20 protein-coding genes are annotated in these 25,081 nt (G+C 71.9%); 9 read left to right on the top strand and 11 right to left on the bottom strand.

Going from position 1 to position 25,081, the window contains the following annotated elements; all coding sequences use genetic code 11:
* The first annotated feature begins 1 nt into the window (after nucleotide 1).
* Nucleotides 2-1,348, top strand: coding sequence for a cytochrome P450 (locus G6W55_RS11965; protein ID WP_175520800.1), 1,347 nt, complete (start codon nucleotides 2-4; stop codon nucleotides 1,346-1,348).
* Nucleotides 1,349-1,650: 302 nt separating this feature from the next.
* Entirely contained in the window at nucleotides 1,651-2,802 is a 1,152-nt protein-coding gene (locus tag G6W55_RS11970) for a tryptophan dimethylallyltransferase family protein (RefSeq protein ID WP_175520801.1), read from the top strand.
* Nucleotides 2,803-2,875: 73 nt separating this feature from the next.
* Here G6W55_RS11970 and G6W55_RS11975 read toward each other — a convergent pair whose 3' ends face one another.
* The 7 genes from G6W55_RS11975 to G6W55_RS12005 form a co-directional block, all read right to left on the bottom strand.
* Nucleotides 2,876-4,162 (bottom strand): NAD(P)/FAD-dependent oxidoreductase, encoded by a 1,287-nt coding sequence (locus G6W55_RS11975; RefSeq protein WP_175520802.1) that lies wholly within the window; start codon nucleotides 4,160-4,162, stop codon nucleotides 2,876-2,878.
* Between the two features lie 126 nt (nucleotides 4,163-4,288).
* Nucleotides 4,289-5,005, bottom strand: a complete 717-nt coding sequence (locus tag G6W55_RS11980) for a GntR family transcriptional regulator (protein WP_175520803.1) — start codon at nucleotides 5,003-5,005, stop codon at nucleotides 4,289-4,291.
* A gap of 65 nt (nucleotides 5,006-5,070) precedes the next feature.
* A complete protein-coding gene (locus tag G6W55_RS11985) occupies nucleotides 5,071-6,072 on the bottom strand; it encodes a proline racemase family protein (RefSeq protein WP_175520804.1) in 1,002 nt (333 codons plus the stop codon).
* Between the two features lie 41 nt (nucleotides 6,073-6,113).
* On the bottom strand, nucleotides 6,114-7,013 hold the full coding sequence (locus tag G6W55_RS11990; protein ID WP_175520805.1) for a dihydrodipicolinate synthase family protein: 900 nt from the start codon (nucleotides 7,011-7,013) through the stop codon (nucleotides 6,114-6,116).
* A 95-nt stretch (nucleotides 7,014-7,108) separates the two neighbouring features.
* Entirely contained in the window at nucleotides 7,109-8,554 is a 1,446-nt protein-coding gene (locus G6W55_RS39220; protein ID WP_175520806.1) for an FAD-dependent oxidoreductase, read from the bottom strand.
* Nucleotides 8,547-8,846, bottom strand: coding sequence for a (2Fe-2S)-binding protein (locus G6W55_RS12000; RefSeq protein WP_175520807.1), 300 nt, complete (start codon nucleotides 8,844-8,846; stop codon nucleotides 8,547-8,549). The genes G6W55_RS39220 and G6W55_RS12000 overlap by 8 nt, the downstream gene beginning before the upstream one ends.
* A 28-nt stretch (nucleotides 8,847-8,874) precedes the next feature.
* Nucleotides 8,875-10,065 (bottom strand): FAD-binding oxidoreductase, encoded by a 1,191-nt coding sequence (locus tag G6W55_RS12005; protein WP_175520808.1) that lies wholly within the window; start codon nucleotides 10,063-10,065, stop codon nucleotides 8,875-8,877.
* 140 nt (nucleotides 10,066-10,205) lie between these two features.
* Here G6W55_RS12005 and G6W55_RS12010 point away from each other — a divergent pair, with 140 nt between their 5' ends.
* Nucleotides 10,206-10,889 (top strand): DNA polymerase beta superfamily protein, encoded by a 684-nt coding sequence (locus tag G6W55_RS12010; protein WP_309243689.1) that lies wholly within the window; start codon nucleotides 10,206-10,208, stop codon nucleotides 10,887-10,889.
* A 349-nt stretch (nucleotides 10,890-11,238) separates the two neighbouring features.
* Nucleotides 11,239-13,284 (top strand): elongation factor G, encoded by a 2,046-nt coding sequence (gene fusA / locus G6W55_RS12015; protein WP_175520810.1) that lies wholly within the window; start codon nucleotides 11,239-11,241, stop codon nucleotides 13,282-13,284.
* 58 nt (nucleotides 13,285-13,342) lie between these two features.
* Here the strand turns inward: fusA and G6W55_RS12020 are convergent, their stop codons facing one another.
* Nucleotides 13,343-15,190, bottom strand: a complete 1,848-nt coding sequence (locus G6W55_RS12020) for a coagulation factor 5/8 type domain-containing protein (RefSeq protein ID WP_175520811.1) — start codon at nucleotides 15,188-15,190, stop codon at nucleotides 13,343-13,345.
* A gap of 202 nt (nucleotides 15,191-15,392) precedes the next feature.
* On the opposite strand from G6W55_RS12020, the gene G6W55_RS12025 reads away from it, so the two are divergent.
* The 5 genes from G6W55_RS12025 (at nucleotide 15,393) to G6W55_RS12045 (ending at nucleotide 22,031) form a co-directional block, all read left to right on the top strand.
* Nucleotides 15,393-16,712, top strand: coding sequence for a sugar ABC transporter substrate-binding protein (locus G6W55_RS12025; RefSeq protein WP_175520812.1), 1,320 nt, complete (start codon nucleotides 15,393-15,395; stop codon nucleotides 16,710-16,712).
* Nucleotides 16,712-17,695 carry a carbohydrate ABC transporter permease gene (locus G6W55_RS12030; protein ID WP_175520813.1) on the top strand — a complete coding sequence of 328 codons (984 nt, stop codon included), beginning with the start codon at nucleotides 16,712-16,714 and terminating at the stop codon, nucleotides 17,693-17,695. The genes G6W55_RS12025 and G6W55_RS12030 overlap by 1 nt, the downstream gene beginning before the upstream one ends.
* Nucleotides 17,696-17,729: 34 nt before the next feature.
* Nucleotides 17,730-18,569, top strand: a complete 840-nt coding sequence (locus tag G6W55_RS12035) for a carbohydrate ABC transporter permease (protein WP_175520908.1) — start codon at nucleotides 17,730-17,732, stop codon at nucleotides 18,567-18,569.
* A 29-nt stretch (nucleotides 18,570-18,598) separates the two neighbouring features.
* Complete coding sequence (locus tag G6W55_RS12040) at nucleotides 18,599-19,957, top strand: GH1 family beta-glucosidase (protein WP_175520814.1); 1,359 nt, start codon at nucleotides 18,599-18,601, stop codon at nucleotides 19,955-19,957.
* A 196-nt stretch (nucleotides 19,958-20,153) separates the two neighbouring features.
* On the top strand, nucleotides 20,154-22,031 hold the full coding sequence (locus G6W55_RS12045; RefSeq protein ID WP_175520909.1) for a discoidin domain-containing protein: 1,878 nt from the start codon (nucleotides 20,154-20,156) through the stop codon (nucleotides 22,029-22,031).
* 48 nt (nucleotides 22,032-22,079) lie between these two features.
* On the opposite strand, the gene G6W55_RS12050 is transcribed toward G6W55_RS12045, so the two are convergent.
* From G6W55_RS12050 to G6W55_RS12060, 3 genes are read right to left on the bottom strand one after another with little or no spacing between them, the layout of a single operon-like run.
* A complete protein-coding gene (locus tag G6W55_RS12050) occupies nucleotides 22,080-23,033 on the bottom strand; it encodes a hypothetical protein (RefSeq protein ID WP_175520815.1) in 954 nt (317 codons plus the stop codon).
* Complete coding sequence (locus G6W55_RS12055) at nucleotides 23,030-24,382, bottom strand: protein phosphatase 2C domain-containing protein (RefSeq protein ID WP_309243690.1); 1,353 nt, start codon at nucleotides 24,380-24,382, stop codon at nucleotides 23,030-23,032. Before G6W55_RS12055 ends, G6W55_RS12050 begins: the two co-directional genes overlap by 4 nt.
* Before the next feature lie 8 nt (nucleotides 24,383-24,390).
* Complete coding sequence (locus G6W55_RS12060; protein ID WP_175520816.1) at nucleotides 24,391-25,056, bottom strand: VWA domain-containing protein; 666 nt, start codon at nucleotides 25,054-25,056, stop codon at nucleotides 24,391-24,393.
* Between the last annotated feature and the right edge of the window lie 25 nt (nucleotides 25,057-25,081).

Here is a 25,081-nt window from a genome sequence, read left to right on the forward strand (position 1 = left end):
CATGGACCAACCCACCGCCCCGGTACCCCCGCCGGGGTGCCCGGCGCACCAGCCCGGCGGCAGAGTGCCCCTGTACGGACCGGAGTTCGCGGCCGACCCCGAGGCCTACTACTCCTATCTGCGCCACCACGGGCCGACCGCCCCCGTCGAGCTGGCCCCCGGAGTCGACGCCACCCTCGTCACCGACTACGCGACGGCGCTCCAACTCCTCCAGGACTCCGGCACGTTCCGCAAGGACGCCCGCCGATGGCGGGACCTCAACGAGGGCCGGATCGCGCCGGACAGCCCGGTCCTGCCGCTGCTGGCCTACCGGCCCAACTGCATGTTCACCGACGGCGCCGACCACCTGAGGCTGCGTCAGGCCATCACGGACAGCTTCGCCCGGGTGGACTCGCTGCGGCTCAGCCACAGCACCGAGCGCATCTCCGACTTCCTCATCGCCCAGTTCAGCGAGCGTGGTTCGGCCGACCTGATCGGCAACTACGCCCGGCAGCTTCCGCTGTTCGTCTTCAACGAGCTGTTCGGGTGCACCGCCGACATCGGCGACCGTGTCTTCTTCGGCATCTCCGGCATGTTCGACGGCGTCAACGCCGAGAAGGCCACCGAGGTGCTGTTCCAGGCCGTCGGCGAACTGGTCGCCCTCAAGCGACAGCGGCCCGGCGACGACGTCACGAGCTGGCTGATGCAGCACCATGCCGGGCTGTCGGACGAGGAGATGGTCCATCAGCTCTCGCTGCTGCTGGGTGCCGGCGCCGAGGCCCTGGTCAACCTCATCGGCAACACCCTCCATCGCATCCTCACCCACGACCGGTACGCCCACGAGGGCGGACTGATCGAGGAGGCCATGGACGACACGCTGTGGGAAAACCCGCCGATGACGAACTACGCGCCCCACTACCCCGTGTCCGACGTGGAGTTCGCCGGCCAGAAGTTCGCCGCGGGCGACCTGCTGCTGATCAGCTTCGCGGCCGCCAACACCGGTCCCGCCCTGTCGGCGGCCCGCAAGGCGGGCAGCAACCGGGCGCATCTGGCATGGAGCGCCGGTCCGCACGCCTGCCCCTCGAAGGACCCGGCGCGCCACATCGCCGTGACCGCCATCGAGAACCTCCTCAACCGGCTGCCCGACGTGGAGATCACGGTTCCCGAGGACAGCCTGACGTGGCGTCCGGGCCCCTTCAGCCGCGGCCTCGTCACCCTTCCCGCCCGCTTCACCCCGGTCGCTCCGGCGAGCGGGCCCGGCCGGCAGAGCGATGCCCGGGCACAGGCCGCCCCCGAGCCCGTCGCCCCCGGCCGCAGGCCCGAACAGGCAGGTGTCTGGAGCAAGTTCCTCACCTGGCTGACGAGGTGATTCACACAACATTCACGCGCGTCCGCGCAATTGCATGAAGGTTCAATCGCAGGGGTAGTGAGCAACGCGGTATCCGCGTTGCTCACGAGTAAGAAGGAGGTGTCGTGGATGATGAAACGCATGTCCGACGACGCCGCTCACGCCCTGCATCCCGCCGCACGGCCCCCGTCCGGGCCGCACATAACCGAGGGGCGCGCCGCCGCCCCCTCCTCCAGAGCCCAACTCCACAGGCCCGCAGGCAAGAACGTACCCGCCCCACGAGGCGGGTATCTTCTTGCTCCCGGGGCGACGAGGGAGGCCCGGTGACCCTCCCACGCGTCCACCGTCCCCGCGAAGTCCCCACGCTCGGCTCCCTGACGGCCGGTCAGCTCACGCGGCTCTGCCTCGTCGCGGGCCTCGGCCCCTCCGACGCCGAGACCTACGCGGGCGTCCTGCTCAAGGCCCTGGGATCCGCGGCCGACCGGCCGCTCGACCTCCCGCCGCCCTCGTCCACCTTTCTCTCCGACGACCACACCCCGGTCGAGTTCTCACTGTCCTTCCTGCCCGACGCGTCGCCCTCGCTGCGTGTCCTCGTGGACCCCGGGTCCGCGACGGACAGCCTGCGCCGCAACGGCCGCGCGGGACTGCGGGCGATCCGCAAGATGGCCCGGCGCTGGCATGTCGACACGGAACCGCTGGACAAGCTGGAGGACCTGTTCTTCCCGGCCTCCCCGGAGGGCCCCCTCGCCCTGTGGTGCGCGCTGGAACTGGTCCCCGGCGGGGTGCCCAAGCTCAAGGCGTATCTGAACCCGGCCGCGAACGGCGCCAAGCGCTCCGCCCGGACCGTATGGGAAGCCCTGCGCCGCCTCGGACACCACAAGGCGTTCGACACGCTGCCCCCCGCCGACGGCTACCCCTTTTTAGCTCTGGATCTCGGTGACTGGGACACCCCCCGGGTGAAGGTGTACACACGGCACGACAACCTCTCCGCCGAGGAGGCGTCGGGCCTGTCCCGCATGGACGCCGGACCGGGAGCCGCCGAGATCGAGGCGTTCTTCCGCACCGCGTCCGGACGGCACCCCGGTGGCTTCGGCGGCTACGGCGCGCCCGACGACCGCCTCACCGGACGCCCCGCCCTCACCTGTCACGCCTTCACCGAGACGAGAACGACGAAACCCAGCGGCTTCACGATCCATGTGCCGGTGCGCGGGTACGCCCGGCACGACGGTGAGGCACTGGCGAGGGCGACGACCCTGCTGGACCGCTACGGCATGGACACCGCCGCACTGTGGCGGGCCCTGTCCGCCGTCACCTCGCGCCGCCCCGAGGACGGCGTCGGGCTCATCGCCTACCTCGCCCTGGCCCATCAGACGGGACGTCCGCCCCGGCTGACCGCGTACGTCTCCTCCGAGGCGTACCACGTCCGCCCACCGGTCGCCCCACGGCAGAACGCGGCCGCGGTCCCGGGCCGTTAGCGCCGAAAGAGCAGGGGAGCCGTACGCCGACGTCGCCGCACCGCTCCCCTCGCTCCCGGGCCCCGCCAACCCCTTACTCCGCGGCCAGTTCCTCCAGATACGGCGCCACGTTGACCTGGATCGAAGCGCCCTGGAGCTGCCCGTACTGCCCGGCGATGCCGCTCAGATAGCCGGCGACCTCCTTGTGCATGACCTCCGGCTCCGGCAGCGTCGACTCACCGGTGATCAGCCGGGCGATCCAGCGCGACTGCGCCTCCACGAGCCGGGTGATGGACCCCAACGGCCGGACCAGCCCCACGAAGAACAGGCCGGGGCGGTCCGGGGCGACCACCCGCTTGTACAGCTCGACCGCCCCCTGACGGCTCACCGGGCAACCCTGAGGCAGGAACGGGAAGTCCATCCGGTACCCGGTGCAGTAGACGATCGCATCGGCGCGTACGGACGTGCCGTCGGTGAACACCACCCGTTCGCCGGCCAGGAACGCGATCGCGGGCTTCGGAGCGACCGCCCCGTGCCGGATTCGGCTCAGGATCTCGTCCGAGATGGTGACGGCGGAGGCGAAGATCGGGTGATCGGGCTCGGGCAGACCGTAGTCCGCGAGCCTGCCCCGCGCGACCAGCAGGGCCTGCGCGACGAACCGGCGCTGTTCCTCCAGAGACATGGCCGTCCACCAGGAGGCCTCGGCGATCTCGTCCAGAGCCATGCCGAACAACTGCTTGGGCAGCACGTGCAGACCCCGGCGCACCGAGAGGACCGTCTCCGCCGCGTGCCGGGAGAGATCGGCGGCGATGTCCACGGCCGAGGCGCCGAGCCCCACGACGACCACCCGCTGACCCGCGAAGTCGCTGCCGTCGTGATAGTCCAGGGCGTGGAGAATCCTTCCTTCGAAGGTGTCCGAGCCGGGTGCGGGTGCGGGCAGCGACGGTTCCGTGTTGTGCCCCGAGGCGACGATCACCTGGGAGAAACTCCGGGAGACGCGGGCACCGCGGGCGTCCCGGCTGACGACGGTCCACGGACCGTCGGCCTCCTGCCGTACGGACTCGACGGTCGTCTCGAACTCCACATGGCCCAGGAGACCCGCCGACTCGGCGAAGGAGCGCAGATAGGCGGCGAACTGGCTGTGCCGGGGAAAGAGCGGGTACGACGCCGGCATCGGGTGGTCGGAGTAACCCGTGAGCTGCTTGGCGGTGTTGAGATGCAGCGACAGATAGCCAGGTCCGCGCTCGCCCGCCCCGGGGCGACGCCAGATGCCGCCGACGTCCGGTGACCGCTCCAGGCAGACGAAACCGACCCCCGCCGACTTCAGAGCATGCGCCGCCGCGAGCCCCGACAGCCCGGCACCGATGAGACACACACGCACGGCTTCCCCCACAGGAAAGACACCATCCTTTCGCCGACCCGCAGTTGACTGCCCATGTGGCGCACCCGCCACTCCTCGGCCGACGGCGACAAGGATCACAGACCGAGGGCACGGATGCCGACCCGGTCACTCGGGCGCGGGGGAGGCCCACAGGCCGCGCACATGGCTCAGATGCCGGGTCATGATCTCCCGCACCGCCCGCTCGTCGCGCGCCGACAGCGCGTCCAGAAGCTCCAGATGCTCCTGGGCGGACGCCAGCAGCCGGCCCGACACGGACAGGGCGGTGAGACCGTAGAGACGGGCCCGGCCGCGCAACCCCCGTACCACCTCGACCAGATGACCGTTCCCGGCCAGCGCCAGCAGGCCCAGGTGGAAGCGGGTGTCCGCCTCGACGTAGGCGATCAGGTCGCCCGCCACCGCGGCGGCGACGATCTCCCGGGCCGCCGGGCGCAACGCCTCCAGCGACACCGGATCGGCGGTCGTGGCCAGCGCCACCACCGTCGGGATCTCGATGAGCGCGCGGACGTGCGTGTACTCGTCGAGCTGCCGGTCGGAGACCTCGGTGACCCGGAAACCCTTGTTGGGGACCGCGTCGACCAGCCCCTCCTTCGCCAGGTCCAGCATCGCCTCCCGCACCGGCGTCGCCGAGACACCGAACCGGGCGGCCAGCGTCGGCGCCGAGTACACCTCGCCGGGCCGCAGTTCACCCGCGATCAGCGCGGCCCGCAGCGCGTCGGCGACCCGCTCCCGGTAACTGCTGCGCCGGCCGCCGAGCACCGGCAGGGCGGGTCCCGGCGGCCCGGACGCGGCGGGGGTCCGGCTGCTGGGGGGCGGGGCGGTCATGCGGGGGCTCCTCGGTGGCATGTCACGTATCGCCATTATCTACGGTGGCGTGGGCGTGGGTGTTCTCAGAGCGTGAACCCCGCCGGGAACGGGTCCGTCGGGTCCAGCAGGTACTGCGCGGTGCCGGTGATCCACGCACGGCCGGTGATGCTCGGCAGCACCGCGGGATGCCCCGCGACCTCGGTCGTCCCGAGCAGCCGTCCCGTGAACGACGTGCCGATGAAGGACTCGTTCACGAACTCGGTGTGCAGGGGGAGTTCACCCCGCGCGTGCAGTTGCGCCATGCGCGCGCTGGTCCCGGTGCCGCAGGGCGACCGGTCGAACCAGCCGGGGTGGATGGCCATCGCGTGCCGGGAGTGCCGGGCGGTCGAGCCGGGCGCGGTCAGATGGACGTGGTGGCAGCCGTGGATCGACGGATCCTCCGGATGCACCGGCCCGCCCGCCGAGTTCACCGCCTCCATCAGGGAGAGCCCGGCCCGCAGGATGTCGTCCTTGCGACCGCGGTCGAAGGGCAGCCCGAACTCCTCCAGCGGCACGATCGCGTAGAAGTTGCCGCCGAACGCCAGGTCGTACCGCACCGTCCGGCCGTCGGGCAGCGTGGCCTCACGGTCCAGCCCGACCACGAACGACGGCACATTCCGCAGGGTGACGGACCGGGCCGCGCCGTCCTCGACGGCCACCTCGGCGACCACCGGCCCCGCCGGGGTGTCCAGCCGGATCGTGGTGACCGGCTCCACGACCTCCACCATGCCCGTCTCCACCAGGACCGTCGCCACCCCGATCGTGCCGTGCCCGCACATCGGGAGATAGCCGGAGACCTCGATGTACACGACCCCGAAGTCACAGTCCGGCCGGGTCGGCGGCTGAAGGATCGCACCGCTCATCGCCGCGTGCCCGCGCGGCTCGTTCATCAGCAACTGCTTGACGTCGTCGCGGTGTTCGCGGAAGTACAGCCGCCGTTCGTTCATCGTGGCACCCGGAATGGTGCCGATCCCGCCGGTGATCACCCGGGTGGGCATGCCCTCGGTGTGCGAGTCGACGGCGTGCAGGACGAGTGTGCTGCGCATCAAGGTCCCCTCTCCGGTGGACGGTTACGTGGTCACGGTGGTCACGCCAGGCCGGCTGCGACCGCCCGCTCCGTCGCCTCGCGCACGGCCGCCTCCTGCTCCGGCGTCAACGGGACCCGGGGCGGCCGGCAACGCCCCCCGTACCGCCCCACGATGTCCATCGACAGCTTGATCGCCTGCACGAACTCGACACGCGAGTCCCAGCGCAGCACAGCATGCAGCCGCCGGTACAGCGGCAGCGCGACGGCGAGGTCCCCGGCGACCGCGGCCCGGTACAGCTCGACGGAGGCCCTCGGCAGCGCGTTGGGATACCCGGCCACCCAGCCCTTGGCACCCGCCACCGCCAGCTCCACGAGTACGTCGTCGGCGCCGACCAACAGGTCGAGGTCCGGAGCGAGTTCGCCGAACCGGTAGGCACGCCGGACGTCCCCCGAGAACTCCTTGACCGCCTGCACGAGCCCCTCGCCGTGCAGCCGCGCCAGCAGCTCGGGCACCAGGTCCACCTTGGTGTCGATCGGGTTGTTGTACGCCACGACCGGCAGGCCCGCCTCGGCGACCTCCGCGTAGTGCGCCACCACCGCGCGCTCGTCGGCACGGTAGGCGTTGGGCGGCAGCAGCATCACGGCCCCGCACCCGGCCTCGCGCGCCTGCTCGGCCCAGCGCCGCGCCTCCGCCGAACCGTAGGCGGCCACGCCCGGCATCACCCGCTCCCCACCGACCGCCGCCACGGCGGTCTCCACCACCCGGGCCCGCTCCTCGGGGGTGAGGACCTGGTACTCGCCCAGCGATCCGTTCGGTACGACGCCGTCACAGCCGTTCGCCACCAGCCAGGTGCAGTGTTCGGCGTACCGGTCGTAGTCCACGGCGAGGTCGTCGTCCAGCGGGAGCGCGGTGGCGACGAGGACGCCGCGCCAGGGGCGGGGGTCAGGGGTGGTGGTCATGGAGGGCCTCTCCTGAAGCGATTGAGGGGAGGAGTATGGTGTGTGACATTGCACTGACATCGATCTTGGGGTGACTGTCCACGCCGGGCACATCATCAGTCCGCTGGCGGGGGTGGGGGTTGATCCGGCCGCGCGGCCAGGACGCCCAGCGGGACCGGGCGGGCCAGCAGGCGACGCGCCGGAACCGGCGGGCAGCCCGCGACCCCCGCCACCCCGGCCTCGCACATCCGGCCCTGGCACCAGCCCATCCCGGCCCGGGTCAGCAGCTTCACGGTGCGCAGATCGCCGGCACCGAGCGAGCCCACGGCCTCCCGGACCGCGCCCGCGGTGACCTCCTCGCAGCGGCACACCACCGTCTCGTCGGTGACCAGCTCCGCCCAGCGGGCCGGGGGCGCGTACACGCCGTCGAGTCCCTCGAAGAACGCCCGCGACCTGCTCCGGGACCGGTCCGCCGGGGCCCATTCCGCAGGGTCCGGCGCCGTACCGCGCAGCCGGGCCGCCGCCGACCGTCCCGCGATGTGCCCCTCGGCCAGCGACAGGACCGCGCCGCCGACACCCGTGGCCTCCCCGGCCGCCCACACCCCGGGGACGTCGGTGCGCTGTTCGTCGTCCACGTGCACGGTGGGTCCGTCGAGACGGCAGCCGAGCCCGTCCGCGAGATCGGTGTGCGGCAGCAGCCCGTGTCCCACGGCGAGGGTGTCGCAGGGCAGGCGTCGCGCGGTGCCCGGCGCCGGGCGGCCCTCGGGGCCGAGGGCGGCGACCGTCACGGACTCCAGCCGCTCGCCGCCTTGCGCCTCCAGCACCGTATGCCCCAGCTTCAAGGAGACTCCGTGACGCAGGAGTTGGCCCGCGTACGAGGCACCCTCGGCGACCTTGTCCGGGGCCGCCGCGAGGACGCGGGTCCGTCGGGCGAAGTCCTTCGGGGCCGCCGACTCGACCAGCGCGACGACCGTGGCGCCCGCCGCGGCGAGGCCGGTGGCGACGGGGAGCAGCAGGGGACCCGTGCCGGCCACCACCGCCGTACGGCCCGGCAGGACGAGTCCGCCCTTCAGCAGGGCCTGGGCGCCGCCCGCCGTGACCACACCCGGCAAGGTCCAGCCGGGAAAGGGGAGCACCTTCTCGTAGGCGCCGGTCGCCAGCAGCACCCCGTCGGCGCGGATCGCGACGGACTCGTCCTGCGCGGGGCCGAGCAGCGCGTGGACGGTGAAGTGGGCGGGCGAGGGGCCGATGTGCCGTTCCACGCACCACACATGACGGTCACTCAGCAATGTCACGCGCCCCGCCGCGAGGTGCGTGTCGAGGCCGGTGCGCAGTCGTTCCCAGGTGCGCCACCGGTGGTGCAGCGACCGGGGGCGGCGGGCGCCGAGTCCCGGGGCGGGCTGCCGGTAGAACTGGCCGCCGGGCTGCGCGGCGGAGTCGATCAGCATCACGTGGACACCGCGCGCGGCCGCCGCCAGGGTGGCGGCGAGCCCGGCCGGACCGGCGCCGATCACCGCGAGAACCGGGCGAGTTGGAGGGGAAACGGCGGCGCGCTCAGTCATCGTGGCCCGTCCCCTCCTGAGTCCTGATGTCCGCGCCCGGTGTGGCGGGGGCCAGGCAGGCCCGCTGGTTGGGGCGGCCGTCCACGGTGACCAGGCAGTCGAAGCAGACCCCGATCCCGCAGAACACCCCGCGCGGCCGGCCCCCGCCCCGGGTGCCGCGCCAGGCCGTGATCCCGGCCGACCACAGGACGGCGGCGATCGTCCGGCCGGGCAGCGCCTCGATCTCCCGCCCGTCGAACCGGACGGTGAACGGCGCCTCGGGGCGGGCGCGGGCCAGTTCCAGGGGGTTCACGGGGCGGCCTCCTCGGCTTCCAGGGGGTTCACTCGGCGGCCTCCTCGGCGAAGCGGTCGGGGCGGAACGGGAAGAGGTCCAGCTCGGGGCTCTTGCCGGTCAGCGTCTGGGCGATCAGCAGTCCGGTCCCGGTGGCGAGCCCGATGCCCGCGCCCTCGTGCCCGCAGGCGTGGAACAGGCCGGGCACGCGCGGGTCTGGGCCGAGGGCGGGGAGATGGTCGGGCAGATAGGGGCGGAAGCCGCGGTAGGTGCGCAGCGCCCGCACGTCCGCGAGGAAGGGGAACAGGCGCGTCGCCCCGGCCGCCAGGGCGCGGACGACGGGCAGGGAGAAGGAGCGGTCGAAGCCGACCCGTTCACGGCTCGCGCCGATCAGCACCGGACCCGCGGCGGTGCCCTCGACGACCGGCGAGGTCTGGAGGGCGGCGGAGTCGCTGGCGACGTCGGCCACGTAGTCGGCGGCGTACACCTTGTGCCGTACCCGGCGCGGCAGCGGTTCGGTGACCAGCACGAAGCCCCGGCGGGGGAGTACGGGCAGCCGGACCCCGGCGAGCGCGGCGATCTCGCCGCCCCAGGTGCCGGCCGCGTTCACCACCGCCGGGGCGAGGAGGTCGCCCCGGTCGGTGCGGACCCCGCGCACGGCGCCGTCGGGGCCGCGCAGCACCCCGGTCACCGTGCGGCCGGTCTCCAGCCGGGCCCCGGAGGCGCGTGCGAGGTGGGCCGCGGCGAGGGTGGGCATCACCTGGGCGTCCTGCGGATAGAGCATCCCGCCCGCCAGGCCCGGCGCCAAGTACGGCTCCAGATCGTGGAGTTCGGACGGGCCGACGGGCACGGCGGTCACTCCGGCGGCGCGCTGCCCGACGGCCAGGCCGGTGAGCGCGGCGAGTTCGGCGGGACCGGAGGCGACGACGAGCCCGCCCTTGGGTTCGTGCTCGAAGGCCGCGCCCAGCGCTTCGGCCGTGCCCAACTCCTTGCCCGAGGGCACCTCTTCGGCCAGCTCGCGCCACAACCGGCCGGACAGCAGGGCCAGTCGGAGTTCGGGGCCCGGTTCCTTGTCGGAGACGAGGAGGTTGCCCTCGCCCGCTCCCGTCGTGCCGCCGGCCACCGGACCCCGGTCCACGAGGATCACGTCGAGCCCGGCCCGCGCCGCGTACAGCGCACACGCGGCGCCCACCATGCCGGCGCCGACGACCACCACGTCACCGCTGGATCCGTTGGTCACGGCAGTAATATGTCACATGGCACTGTCTCCGGGAATGACGCCGCGGCCGGAAAATCTGAGGTGGCGGGGCGGTGCCGCGGGGCATCATGGCGGTCCGTCGCCCGTTCGCGGGGGCGGGTCCATCACCACCGGGGGCTCCTGTGACCGTCACCAACATCCTGCTGTCCGGCATCGTCGGCTCGACCGCCTACGGCCTCGCCCGGCCCGGCTCCGACGTGGACCGGCTCGGTATGTTCGCCGCGCCCACGGAGGAACTGCACGGCCTGCGCCGGCCCCAGGACTCGCACGTCAGCACGGCCCCCGACCGCACCCTGCACGAGGCCGCCAAGTGGTGCCGGCTGGCCCTCGGCGGCAATCCGACCGTGATGGAACTCGTCTGGCTGCCAGCCGAGTTGTACGAGGTGCGCACCCCGCTCGGTGACGAACTCATCGCGATCCGGGACACCCTGCCGAGCGCGCAGCGGGTCCGGGACGCCTATCTCGGTTACGCCACCCAGCAGTTCCGCAAGCTGCGCAGCCGGGGCGACGGCAGCTTCTCCTCCGACACCCGCAAACGCACCGCCAAGCACGCCCGGCATCTGCGCAGGCTGTGCACCCAGGGCTACGAGCTGTACGCCACCGGCCGGCTGGAGATCCGGGTGGAGGACCCGGAGAGTTATCACGCCTTCGGCGAGCGCGCGGCCGCCGACCCGGAGTCCGCGCTGCCGCTGCTGCGGGACTTCGAGGAGAAGTTCGCCACCACCCGCAGCGTCCTGCCCGAACAGCCCGACGAGCGGGCCGCCGACGCATGGCTGCGGCGGGTGCGCCGGCACTTCTATCGATAAATCGCGTGCGGAGCGCCCCCGTTCGCCTCTACACTCACCGCAGATCACGCGCCGCCCACGACAGAGGGCCGCGCGGCACCACGACGTACGAGGGGAGTCGGCCATGCGTGACCACACCGCTGCCGCCGCTTCCCGAGCCCGCTTCGAGGTGATCCTCGTGTCTCGGGCCGTCCGGTGTCCGCTGCGCGGCCGGCACTGGAAGTCTTGACGACCGCCTGAGCGCATCGCACTGCAACACCGCACCTTCGTCGTCCGCCGACGGTGTGCCCTTGCAGCCTGCCGTGGGCCGCGGCGGTCGTCCGCCGAATCGCGCCGCCCGTTCACCGGAACACCCGAAAGGCCAACGGCCGTGCGCAACCACCTCGACCGTCATCTCGCCAGCGTGCGCAACCTGGGCATCCTCGCCCACGTCGACGCGGGCAAGACCACCGTCACCGAGCGGATCCTGTACGCCACCGGGACCACGCACAAACGCGGCGAGGTCCACGACGGCACCACCATCACCGACTTCGACCCGCAGGAACGCGACCGCGGCATCACCATCTTCGCCGCGGCCGTGAGCTGCGACTGGGACGGCCACCGTGTGAACCTCATCGACACCCCCGGGCACGTCGACTTCGCCGACGAGGTCGAGCGGTCGCTGCGCGTCCTCGACGGCGCGGTGGCCGTGTTCGACGCGGTCGCGGGTGTGGAGCCGCAGAGCGAGTCCGTGTGGCGGCAGGCCGACCGGTACGGCGTCCCGAGGATCGCGTTCGTCAACAAGCTGGACCGCGCGGGCGCCGACCTCGACACCGCCGTGGCGTCGATCCGGGACCGTCTCCACCCGGTCCCGCTGGTCGTCCAGGTGCCGATCGGCGTCGAGGACGGCTTCACCGGTGTCGTCGACCTGCTCCGGATGCGCGCGCTGATCTGGGGCGACGACGGTGACGGGGCCGTCGAGGGTGTCGTACCGGAGGAGTTGCGGGAGGAGGCCGTGCGGCGGCGCCGGCTGCTGGAGGAGGCCGTCGCGGAGCGGCATCCGGCCGCGCTGGAGGAGTTCTGCGAGCGGGAGACCCTGTCCGCGGAGACGCTGGCGGCCGCCCTGCGCGACCTGACCCGCACCGGTGACGGTGTGGTCGTGCTGTGCGGCTCGGCGTACCGCAACCGCGGGATCGAACCGCTCCTCGACGCCGTCGTGGCCTATCTGCCGTCCCCGCTCGACGTGCCCGCCGTGCGCGGCACGTACGAGGGCGCCGAGCAGGAACGGCCGGCCGATCCGGCGGCCCCGCTGGCCGCGCTGGCCTTCAAGGTCAGCGCCACGCCGACGGGCCGGCTCACCTATCTGCGGGTGTACTCGGGCACGATCGAGAAGGGGGACACGGTGTGGGAGTCCGGTTCGCGGCGCGGTGAGCGCATCGGGCGGATCCTGCGCGTCCAGGCCGACCGGCACGCCCAGTTGGAGCGGGCGGTCGCCGGGGACATCGTGGCCGTCGTCGGGCTGAAGTCGGCCCGCGCCGGTTCGACCCTGTGCGCGCCGGGGGCGCCGCTCGTCCTCGAACCGCCCGGTGTCCCCGACCCGGTGGTCTCCGTGGCGGTGGAAGCGGTGCGCGGCACCGACACCGACCGGCTGGCGTCCGCGCTCGCCCGGCTGGCCGAGGAGGACCCCTCGCTGGTCGTGCGGACCGACGCGGAGACCGGTCAGACGGTCCTGTCGGGCATGGGCGAACTGCATCTGGAGGTCGCGGTGGAGAAGATCCGCCGCACCCTCGGACTGGAGGTCAACGTGAGCCGTCCCAGGGTCACTTACCGCGAGACCGTCGTGCGGGGCGTGACCGGTCTGGTCTTCCGGCACGTCAAACAGGACGGCGGCGCGGGCCAGTTCGCGCATGTCGTGCTCGATGTGGAGCCGCTGGACGAGGGGTTCGACTTCCGGTCGGCCGTCGTCGGCGGACGGGTGCCGCAGGAGTACGTCCGTGCCGCCGAGGCCGGCTGCCGGGACGCCCTCGCCGAAGGGCCCCTCGGCGGGCACCCGGTGACCGGCCTGCGGGTCACCCTGACCGACGGGGCGACCCATGTGAAGGACTCCTCGGAGATGGCCTTCCGCACGGCGGGCCGGTTCGCGCTCCGAGAGGCGCTGCGGGACTGCGCGATGGTCCTGCTGGAGCCGGTCGTCGAGGTCACGGTGACCGTGCCCGAGGAGGCCGTCGGCGGGGTCCTCGGCGACCTCGCGGCACGGCGCGGCCGGGTCACCGACTCGGGTGTCCGCGGCGGTTCGGCGGTGGTCACCGCCACCGTGCCGCTGGCCGAGCTGTTCGGCTACGCGACCCGGCTGCGCAGCCGCACCCAGGGCCGCGGCACCTTCACGGCCCGCCCGACGGGGTACGCCCCGGCACCGGCCGTGGCGGTGACGCCGTAGCACGGTGAAGGGGGAGGGGCGGACGGACTCGTGGTCCGTCCGCCCCCTCCCCCGGCTCTCAGGGGTACGACACCACCGTGGACGGCACGGTGGAGGTGCCGGACGTCGGTGCGCCGGTGTCGTTGATGACGGCCTCGTACTGGCCGTTGCCGCCGAGGGACACCACCAGAAGGTTGTGGAACTTCACACCCGGCCGGACGGGGGCGGCGAAGCCGTGGTGCTGCACGATCGTCGGGTCGACGTTGTAGTAGCAGTAACTGCCGAGCCCCCAGCCCTCGTGGCTGGTCACCCGGTCGCCGACCTTGTAGGCGGCGTAGCCCTTGAGCGCGCCGTTGCGGATCGCGGCCTGGTCCGGGGCGTCGTACGCCTTCTCGTTCTGGAAGAAGATCGTGCGTCCGCGCTGGCCGAACCACTGCACGTCGTACTTGTTGAAGTGCTCCACGAACAGGCCGGTGGCGAGCACGTCGTCACCGTTGACGACGACGCCGTAGTCCGCCCGGTTGGTCTCCCAGCCGACGCCCTCGCCGTGGTCGGCGCGCCAGACCCAGGTGTGGTCGATGATCGTGTGCCGGTTGTTGACGACCAGGCTGGTGGTGGCCCTGCCGGGGCCCGCGCCGCCGATCCGGACGAACACGTCCTGCACGGTCGTGGGGTTCGCGGAGTGGTCGCGGTGGGCGCCGCGCGGTCCGATCTCCAGCAGGGTCGCGGAGTTGACCGGTCCGGCGTCCACGAGGAAGCCGGCGAGCCGGACGCCGTCGACGTCGGCGACGGTGAGCGCCGTGACGCCGTCGTCCGGGATCAGGGTGGCGTATCCGAGGCCGAGGACGACGGTGTCGGGGCGGGTCACCCGGACCGGCCGGTCGAGGTGGTAGATGCCCGGGGTCAGCAGCAGGTGCAGGCCCTGCGCGAGGGCCCGGTTGAGGGTGGCGGCGCTGACGCCCGGCTTCGCCACGTAGAAGCGGGACAGGGGCAGGGAGGTGCCGCGTGGGGTGCCGTTGCCCCAGCTCACACCGCGTGCGCGGGTCCGCTTGGCGGGCAGGAAGACCCGGAACGCACCGTGCCGGTCGGCGTACAGGAACGGCTTCTCGCGGGATACGGGGGTGGTGCTCAGGGTGGTGTAGGGCGGGTCGGGGAAGGTCTGGGCCGGGGCGCCCTCGACGCCCGAGAACACCATGTTCCACACGGCGTTGGTCCAGCCGCCGATGACGCTGTCGCGGGTGTACCACTGCTGCTGCGAGTACGGGCCGATCTGGCCGTCCACGCGGCTGTCGGCGATGTAGCCGCCGCTGGCCCAACCATAGCCGGACGGGGCGAGGTTGAGGCCGCCGCGGATGTGCATGCGGCGGAACGGCGCGGCCTGGGCGACCGCCCACCGGTTGGTGCCGTCCGCCGGCACGAGGGCCAGGTTCTCCGCCGAACGCCAGAAGTTCTGCGTGGCGTTGCCGCCGAACCAGCCCGCGTCGACCGTGACGTCCCCGTGGATCGTGGTGTCGTCGGGGGAGAGGCCGAGGCCCATGATCGAGGTGTAGAAGCCCAGTTGGGCGTTGAGACCGTGGTACGTCCCGGGCCGGAAGAGCAGCGCGTAGCGGCCGGTGCCGAACTGGTCCGACTCCTGCCTGCGGAACACCTCGTCCAGCCGCGCCTGGATGCCCGGGGTGGACGGGCCGAAGACCAGGACGTTGGGGCCGAGGTCGCCGCCGCCGGGGAGGGGGCGCGGCTTCCCGCGGCCGCGATCGTGCGGTACGGCGGCCTGTGCGCGCGTCGGCGCGTTCGCCGCGGCGTTCCCGGGTGCGTTCGCGGCGGCCGGTGCGGCGGCCAGCCCGGCCAGGACGGGGGCGGCGGCGCCGGCCGCGAGTAGGGTCCTGCGGCGCACCGAGGGCGTGCCGGACGACGAGGTGTGGGGCATGGGCGGCTCTCCTGGTTCAGGAAGTGAACGGTGATGGGGGGTGGGAGCGCTCTCTTGCCGCAGAATGCTTCAACTACCCGAACTGGTGCGTCAAGAGGGGCGACCGAGTTGTGCCAGCCCTGTCGAAACCCTTGACGCGGCCGCTTTCGGGGGTTTAACTCACGTCCTAAATTAAGCCCTGATCACAACCGGGAGCCGACCCATGCGCACCATCCGAGCCGCGGCCGCAGGCGCCGTCGTCATGTCACTCGCGCTGGCCGCCACGGCCTGCGGAGGCGGGTCCTCGACCGACGGCGAGGGCTCCAACGACTCGCCGAAGACGCTCACGTACTGGGCCTCGAACCAGGGCGCGAGCATCGAGATCGACAAGAAGGTGCTCCAGCCCGAGCTGGACAAGTTCGAGAAGCAGACCGGGATCAAGGTCAAGCTGGAGGTCGTGCCCTGGTCCGACCTGCTCAACCGGATCCTCACCGCCACGACGTCCGGCCAGGGCCCCGACGTGCTGAACATCGGCAACACCTGGTCGGCCTCCCTCCAGGCCACCGGCGCGCTCCTGCCGTGGGACGACGCCAACTTCGCCAAGATCGGCGGCAAGGACCGCTTCGTCGCCTCCGCGCTCGGCTCGACCGGCGCCGAGGGCAAGGACCCCGCCGCCGTGCCGCTGTACTCGATGGCCTACGCGCTCTACTACAACAAGGAGATCTTCGCCGACGCGGGGATCACCAAGCCGCCGGCCACCTGGGACGAGCTGGTCGCCGACGGCAAGAAGATCCAGGCCAAGGGCAAGCAGGTGATCGGCGCCGAGGGCGCGAACGTCTCCGAGAACGTCCACCACGTCTTCACCTTCGCCAAGCAGCACGGCGCGGACTTCTTCACCGCCGACGGCAAGCCCGACTTCACCTCCGACGGCGCGGTGGCCGCGGTCAAGCAGTACGTCGACCTGATGGCCAAGGACAAGGCGATACCGGCGGGCAACGCCGAGTACGCGCAGAACCAGTCCGTCAGCGACTTCGCCAAGGGCAAGACGGCGATGCTGCTGTGGCAGTCCGCGTCCGCCAACCTCAAGTCCCAGGGCATGAGCGAGGACGCCTACGGCATCGCCCCGGTGCCCGTGCAGTCCGGCACCCCCGGCACCGGCAAGCAGGTCAACTCCATGGTCGCCGGCATCAACATCTCCGTCTTCAAGAACTCCGACAACCTCGACGGCGCGACCGAGTTCGTGAAGTTCATGACCAGCGACGAGGAGCAGAAGATCCTCAACACGGCCTACAGCTCCATCCCGCCGGTCGCCGCCGCCCAGTCGGACGCCGCCTTCAACTCCCCGGCCACGGCCGTCCTGAAGGACACCCTCGCCAAGAGCGCCGCCGCGCTGCCCCAGGTCGCCGACGAGTCGCAGTTCGAGACCGCCGTCGGTACGGCCGTCAAGGAGCTGTTCGCGGACGCGGCCGCCGGACGCGCCGTGACCACCGCGTCGGTCAAGGCGCGGCTGGAGAAGGCCCAGCAGCAGATGCCGGCAGCGTGATGACGACCACGATCGAACGCGGCCGGCCGGGCGTCCGCCCGGTCAAGGCCGCACCCCCGGGCCGCAGGCCCGGCCGGATCCGGCGGATCGGACTGCCGTACCTGCTGCTCCTGCCGGCCCTGATCCTCGAACTCCTCGTCCATCTGGTGCCGATGGTGATCGGCATCGTGATGAGCTTCAAGGAGCTCACCCAGTTCTACATCCGTGACTGGGGGACGGCGCCCTGGGCGGGGCTCGACAACTACTCGCTGTCGGTGGACTTCAACGCCCCCGTCGGCGAGGCCCTGTTGCACTCGTTCTTCGTCACGGTCGCCTTCACCCTGCTCTCGGTCGGCCTGTGCTGGCTGATCGGCACCGCGGCCGCGATCTTCATGCAGGACACCTTCCGCGGCCGCGGTCTCCTGCGGGCCCTGTTCCTGGTCCCGTACGCGCTGCCCGTCTACGCGGCCGTGATCACCTGGGTGTTCATGTTCCAGCACGACAACGGCCTGGTGAACCACGTCCTGCACGACCAGCTCGGCATCACCGACAAGCCGTCGTTCTGGCTGATCGGCGACAACAGCTTCTGGGCGCTGCTGACCGTATCGGTGTGGAAGGGCTGGCCGTTCGCCTTCCTGATCGTGATGGCCGGCCTCCAGAACATCCCCCGGGAGCTGTACGAGGCGGCGGCCCTGGACGGCGCCGGGATCTGGCAGCAGATCCGCCGTATCACCCTGCCGTCGCTGAGCCCCGTCAACCAGGTCCTCGTCCTGGTGCTGTTCCTGTGGACGTTCAACGACTTCAACACGCCGTACGTCCTGTTCGGCAAGGCCGCCCCGGAGGCCGCGGACCTCATCTCGGTCCACATCTACCAGGCGTCCTTCGTCACCTGGAACTTCGGCGCCGGCTCCGCGATGTCCGTCCTGCTGCTGCTCTTCCTGCTGGCCGTGACCGGGGTGTACCTCGCGCTCACCTCGCGCGGACGGAGGCCCGCCGATGCCTGAACCCTCGACGGCGACCGTGCCGCGCAACTCGCCCATGGCGCCCCCGCGTTCCTTCCTGTGGACGCGGCGGCTCTTCCTCACCCTGCTCACCGGATTCGTCCTGGTCCCGGTGTACGTGATGGTCTCCAGCTCGCTGAAGCCCCTCGCGGACGTCACGGGCAAATTCCGCTGGCTGCCCAGCGAACTGACGATCCGTCCGTACATCGACATCTGGTCGACCGTGCCGCTCGCCCGCTACTTCGTGAACTCGCTGATCGTGGCGGGCGCGGCGACGGTCTGCTCGGTGGTCATCGCCGTCTTCAGCGCCTACGCCGTCAGCCGCTACAGCTTCCGCGGCAAGCGCGTCTTCACGGTGACCGTGCTCTCCACCCAGATGTTCCCCGGCATCCTCTTCCTCCTCCCGCTCTTCCTCCTCTACGTCAACATCGGCAACGCCACCGGCATCGCCCTGTTCGGCTCGCGCGGCGGACTGATCCTGACGTATCTCACCTTCTCCCTGCCCTTCTCGATCTGGATGCTGATCGGGTACTTCGACTCGGTGCCGCGCGACCTGGACGAGGCGGCGCTGGTCGACGGCTGCGGGCCGCTCGGCGCGCTCTTCCGGGTCGTGGTGCCCGCCGCGATCCCCGGCATCGTCGCCGTCGCGGTCTACGCCTTCATGACGGCCTGGGGCGAGGTGCTGTTCGCCTCCGTCATGACCAACGAGACCACCCGCACGCTCGCCGTCGGACTCCAGGGCTACTCGACCCTCAACGACGTCTACTGGAACCAGATCATGGCCGCCTCGCTGGTCGTCAGCGTGCCCGTGGTGGCCGGCTTCCTGCTCCTCCAGCGCTATCTCGTCGCCGGGCTGACGGCCGGAGCCGTCAAGTGACCGGCTCCCTTGACCACGAAGGACTTCACGTGACCATCGACCTCGCCGCACTTCCGCACGACTTCCTGTGGGGCACGGCCACCTCGGCGTACCAGATCGAGGGAGCCGTGGCGGAGGACGGCCGTTCGCCGTCGATCTGGGACACCTTCGCGCACACCCCCGGCAAGACCGCCGGCGGCGACCACGGCGACATCGCCTGCGACCACTACCACCGCTGGCGCGACGACATCGGCATCATGCGTGAACTCGGCGTCAACGCCTACCGGTTGTCGGTGGCCTGGCCCCGCGTGGTGCCGGGCGGCGACGGCCCGGTCAACCCCAAGGGCCTGGCGTTCTACGACGAGTTGGTCGACGCGCTGCTCGCGGCCGGCATCACGCCCTCCGTCACGCTCTACCACTGGGACCTGCCGCAGGTGCTCCAGGACCGCGGCGGCTGGCCCGAGCGGGACACGGCGGAGCACTTCGCCGCGTACGCCTCGGCCGTCGCCGAACGGCTCGGCGACCGGGTCGGCCACTGGGCCACCCTCAACGAGCCCCTGTGCTCGGCCTGGATCGGCCACCTGGAGGGCCTGATGGCCCCCGGTCTGACCGACCTCACGGCCGCCGTCCGGGCCAGCTACCACCTGCTGCTCGGCCACGGCCTCGCCACCCAGGCCATCCGCGCGGCCGCGCCGGGCGCCGAGATCGGCATCGTCAACAACCTCTCCACCGTGCACGCCGCGAGCGACCGCCCCGAGGACCTCGCCGCCGCCCGCCGCGTCGACGGCCACACCAACCGCTGGTGGCTCGACCCGGTGCACGGCCGCGGCTTCCCGTCCGACATGCGGGAGCTGTACGGCGTCGAACTTCCCGAGAAGCCGGGCGACTTGGACACCATCGCGCAGCCGCTCGACTGGCTGGGCCTCAACTACTACTTCCCGGTGACGGTGACCGACGACCCCGAGGGCCCAGCCCCCTACGCCCGTTCCGTCCGCAAGCCCGACGTGCCGCGCACCGGCATGGACTGGGAGGTGGACGCGAGCGGCATCGAGGCGCTGCTGATGCGCCTCACCGACGAGTACGGCGCCCGCCGGCTCTACGTCACCGAGAACGGCTCCGCCTACCCCGACGTCGTACGCCCCGACGGCACCGTGCACGACCCGGAGCGGCAGGCGTATCTGACCTCCCACCTCGCCGCCTGCGCCTCCGCCGCCCGCCGGGGCGCCCCGCTGGCCGGCTACTTCGCCTGGTCGCTGCTGGACAACTTCGAGTGGGCGTACGGCTACGAGAAGCGGTTCGGGCTGGTGCACGTCGACTACGAGACCCAGGTCCGGACCATCAAGGGCACCGGGCGGCACTACGCGGACATCGTCCGCAGGCACCGCGAAGGGGTGCGCAAGGCCGCCTGAGAAACGGCCTCCGTGGCCGGTGGGTGCGGGAGCCCGCCGGTCACGGAGGCGCCATCGATCCATCCTCCTCGCCTGTCGATTCGGTGAGTTCACCTTCTGAACTGTCAGGTGCACGTCACATCCATGCCGGGGTGCGGGCCCGCCACACCCGCGCCTCGCGACCAAGGAGAGCCGCATGCCCGACCCCACCCGCCGCATGCCCACCCGCGCTCTGGTGAGCGCCCTCGCCACCCTGTCCCTGCTCGCCGGCGCCACCGCGTTCTCCGCCGCGGCCGAACCCGCCGCCGGGCCCGCCGCCGCGGCGGCCGCCTGGGACACCGACCGCGCCGCCGCCGCGTACGCCGTGAACCCCGCGGCCGTCACCGCCTCCGGCAGCGAGAACCCCGGCACCACCCCCGGCCTCGCCTTCGACGGCAACGCCGCCACCCGCTGGGCGAGCAACTTCGCCGACGACGCCTGGCTGCGTGTCGACCTCGGCTCGACCGTCCGCGTCGAACGCGTCGTCCTGGACTGGGAGGCCGCCTACGGCAAGCGCTACGCCCTGGAGGTCTCGAAGAACGGCACCGACTGGACCCCCTTCTACACCGAGACCGCCGGCACCGGAGGCTCGGTCACCGCCCACACCTACCCCCAGGAAGTGACGGGCCGTTACATCCGGCTGCGGGGCCTGGAACGCGGCACCCCCTGGGGCTACTCGCTGTGGAACTTCAAGGTCTACGGCGGCGAACCCGCCCCCGCCTCCACGACCCGCACCAACCTCGCCCTCAACCACCCGGCTTACGCGGACCGTTACCAGCACGCGGGCAACTCCCCGGCCTTCGTCACCGACGGCGGCCGCCCGGCCAACCTCAAGGACGACGTGAGCCGTTGGTCCAGCGACTGGAACAAGGACCGCTGGATCGCCGTCGACCTGGGTGCCCCGTCCACCATCGACACCGTCGACCTGTACTGGGAGGCGGCCTACGCCGTCGACTACGAACTCCAGGTCTCCGACGACAACCGCTCCTGGCGCACGGTCCACCGCCCCTCCGCCGCCGAGGTCGCCGCCCGCCGCGCCGACGTCAGGTCCCCGGGCGACGCGGTCGGCCGGCACGACAGCATCCGGCTGCCCCAGCCGGTCACCGGCCGCTACGTCCGCATGCTCGGCAAGGAACGCCGCTCCTTCTACAACCCGGCCCCCGCCACGGCCCAGTTCGGCTACTCCCTCTACGAGTTCGAGGTCTGGGGCACCGGCGGCAGCGCCGCGGCCGCCTACCCGGCCCTGCCCGGCGAACAGTCCGGCAGCTACCGGACCACCTTCTTCGACGACTTCACCGGGGCCTCCCTCGACCGCTCCAAGTGGCGTGTGGTGCGCACCGGTACGGAGATGGGCCCGGTCAACGGCGAGTCACAGGCGTACGTCGACTCCACGCAGAACATCCGCACCGAGGGCGGCAACCTGATCCTGGAGGCCAAGCACTGCAAGGGCTGCACCCAGGCGGGCGGCGGCACCTACGACTTCACGTCCGGCCGCATCGACACCAACACCCGCTTCGACTTCACCTACGGCCGGGTCAGCGCCCGCATGAAACTCCCCGTGGGCGACGGCTTCTGGCCCGCGTTCTGGCTGCTCGGCAGCGACGTCGACGACCCGGCCGTGTCCTGGCCCGCCTCCGGCGAGACCGACATCATGGAGAACATCGGCTACGCCGACTGGACCAGCACCGCCCTGCACGGCCCCGGCTACTCGGCGGACGGCAACATCGGCGAACGCCAGACCTACCCGAACGGCGGCCGCGCCGACCAGTGGCACACCTACGCCGTGGAGTGGACCCCGACCGGCATGCGCTTCTACGTCGACGACCGCCTCGTCCAGGAGACGACCCGCAACAAACTGGAGTCCACACGCGGCCAGTGGGTCTTCGGCCACAATCAGTACGTGATCCTCAACCTCGCCCTCGGCGGCGCCTACCCGGCCGGCTGGAACAAGGTCACGACCCCGTACTGGGGCCTGCCCCAGTCGAGCGTGGACCGCATCGCGGGCGGGGGAGTGCGGGCGGAGGTGGACTGGGTTCGGGTGGAGCAGAAGGGGTGAGTGGAGCGAGAGAGGGGGATCCGGGGCCTGACAGCGCCGGATCCCCCGCTACCGCCTCGGCGCGCGCAGGTCGATCGGCTTCCGGTCGCGCACGCCGTCCAGGACCGTGTGGTCGACGGAGGGGCGTGAACGGGGTGTCGCCGCGGTGAGGGCGATGGTGCCCCGGTCGCTGAGCGCCGTCCGCCACTCGCCGGGCCGGGGCCGGGCCCCCCGCTCGCCGGCGGCCTGGGCGAAGAGCCTTCCCGCCGCCGTGGCCTGGCGCTCGTCGAGGCAGCCTGGCACGGGCAGCAGCGACTGGTCCGGTCTGACGTACGGATCCTGCGCGAGAATGCGCCCGGCGGTGAGAGCGGTCTTGTACGCGTCCGTGTCGACGCTCGCCTCGGTGGACGGGGCGAGCGGATCGTTCCAGTCGGGAGTGGCGGCCTGGGCCTGGACGGCGCCACGCCCCACGCGGCGGAAACCGTCGCAGTCCAGGAAGTGGACGGCGGGGTCCGGCGAGAGGGACCACAGGACGTTCGCCTGCGAGATGTCCCCGATCACCAGTCCGGCGTCATGGAACCAGGCGATGGCGTCGACGCACGCCAGGGCAAGTTCCCTGCGCTGTCCGGGCGTCGGCTGCGACACCTCCTGCCAGGCCACCTTCGGCGGCCTGATCAGGTACTGCAACTCGAGGAGCTTCGTGGCGCCCGCGGCGGTGCGCCACGTCATGCGGGCGGGGGCCCTCCGCATGAGGAAACCGAGGGTCCGTCCGCCCTCCACCACCCGGCACAGAGGCCAGGCGGCGAGGGCGTCCAGACGCGTCCGGTCGGCCGCCCCGAGCCCTTGCCGGAACGCGACCAGGTCGGCGAGCGCACGGCCGTCCACCTTCGCCGGATCCTTGTACTCCTTGTAGAGCAGCGATCCGTCGCCGACGGCATGCACCTCCCCCTGACCGCCGCTGCCGGCCCGTTCTCCCAGCGTGAGCGAGGAGCGGGCGACGTCGGCGGCGTCCTCGGCGCTCATTCCGGCTCCTCCCACACGCAGATGACGGTCCGGTCGTCGTCGTACGACTTCGCCCGCGTCTGCGCCTGCCAGAGGAAGTCGGACAGCGAGGGGACCTCGGGTCCGCCCCACGCGTCCGCGAGGCGGCGCGCGAACTCCGGATCCTTCTGGGTGAGGGGGTTGGTGACGCCGTCCGTGCCCAGCAGCAGCACCTCGCCGGGCCCGGTGCGCAACAGCGTGGCCTTGACACTGCTGTAGGCGTGCGGGAGGGCCTCGGTGCGGGTGTCGAGCAGGTCCCCGCCGGCGTCCGGGTCCACGTGGTGCCAGCCGCCTTCACGCAGCACGAACAGACCGCCGTCGCCGACGCTGCACAGCACGCGGTCGCGGATGCGCGCGTCCGTCGGTATCAGCAGGACGTGCAGTGTGGTGGCGTAGTCCTGGTCGGCATAGGGGCGGGGCCCGTGCTGTGCGGCTCGCGCCCATCCGGTGCGCAGTTCGGCTGCCGCGCCGGCGACCGCCTTGGTCGCTAGGACGCGCAGTTCGTCCACGTTCCGGGCGCACAGCGCCGCATGGATGTTTTCGGCATCCCGGTCCAGGTAGACGGCCGCCAGGCGCGAGAACTGGTACGAGCCCACATGCGAGTACAACGCGGATCCCACGCCGTCGGCGACGGCCAGCAGAAGCATCTCCGCGTCCGCGGGGCCGATCCGTGTCACCGTCATCGCGTCCTGGCGGCAACTGCCCTCCCAGTTGTGGGAGTCGCCGCGCACGGAGGCCGCCCGCACGGTCAACTGCCCGATCTGGGCCCCGTCCAGCAGGACGACGGGGGAGAAGGGGGCGAACGCGTCCGCGTCGCGCAGGGAGGGGCGTCCCAGGGGGTGGGGCGGATAGCTGGGCGGGCGGTTGCCGACATGCGCTGGCACTCCCCGCACGACGTCCGTCGGCGGCTCGGGGGACGGCGCGGGCGCCGGGGGTACCGAGGGCGCCGAGGGCACCGGGGACGGCGCGAGCTCGGGGGACGGCATCGGTTCGGCGTATGCCACGGGCTGCCTGTACATCACCGGTTCGGGGGATGGCACGGGCTCCGCGTATGCCACCGGTTCCGGGGACGGCACGGGCTCCGTGTACGCCACCGGTTCCGGGGACGGCACCGGTCCCGCGTACGGCACATGGTCCGCGGGCGTCCGGGGGGCCTGCGGCGGTGCCGTCGGCGGGGCTTCGGGGACCCGAGGGACCGTCTCGCGCGCCATGACCCCGTACGGCAGGCCCGCGATGTGCGCGTCGAGACCGTCGGGATCCATGGCCTGGTGCGGGCGGTGGTGGTCGTGTCCGGGATCGTCGTGCGGGCCGCGGTGTTCGTCGTGGCTCACCGGGCCGCTCACAGCTTGTCGAGGGAGAGGCTGGTGAAGCCGGGCACCTGCTCGTCGACCTGGAGCTGGAACCCGTCCCCGCCCTGGGCGGCCATGCTCGTCGCCGAACTCACGATGGACCGGGTGAGGCTCGACGCGAACTCGCGCAGGGCGACGGCCGGGGTGATCGACGCGTCCTGCTGGATGAACGCCTTGAAGTTGGCCACCTCCGTGATGATCGCCGCGTCGGCGTCGCTGATCCCGAAGGCGATGATCTTCGGGGCGTAGCGGAATCCGTTCAACTCCTTGAGCGTGTCACGCCAGCCGTCGTCCGTGGGGATGCCGTCGGACAGGAAGAACACCACGGGTCGGTACACGTCGTGGCCGTCCGCCTTGAGCGCCGCGACGTCCTTCTCGATGGTGTCCTTCAACAGACCGAAGGCGGCTCCGAAGGAGGTCACACCCCCCGCCGACAGAGACGGCAGCTGCGTCAACTCGCTCAGGTCGGCGAGCGGCTGAAGGACGGAGGCCTGAGTGGAGAACCCGATCAGGGCGAAGCGGGTCTTGTCCGCGACGCTCGGATTGGTACTGATCTCCTGGTGCAGGTCGGGCAGGGCCGAGTTGATGGCGTCCACGCCGGTTCCCGCCATGGAACCGGATTCGTCGCACACCATGTAGAAGGGAAGGATCTGCATGGGGTTCTCCTGAGCGTGAGTGACG

Source organism: Streptomyces sp. CAI-85, assembly GCF_013363615.1.
Taxonomy (GTDB): domain Bacteria; phylum Actinomycetota; class Actinomycetes; order Streptomycetales; family Streptomycetaceae; genus Streptomyces; species Streptomyces antibioticus_B.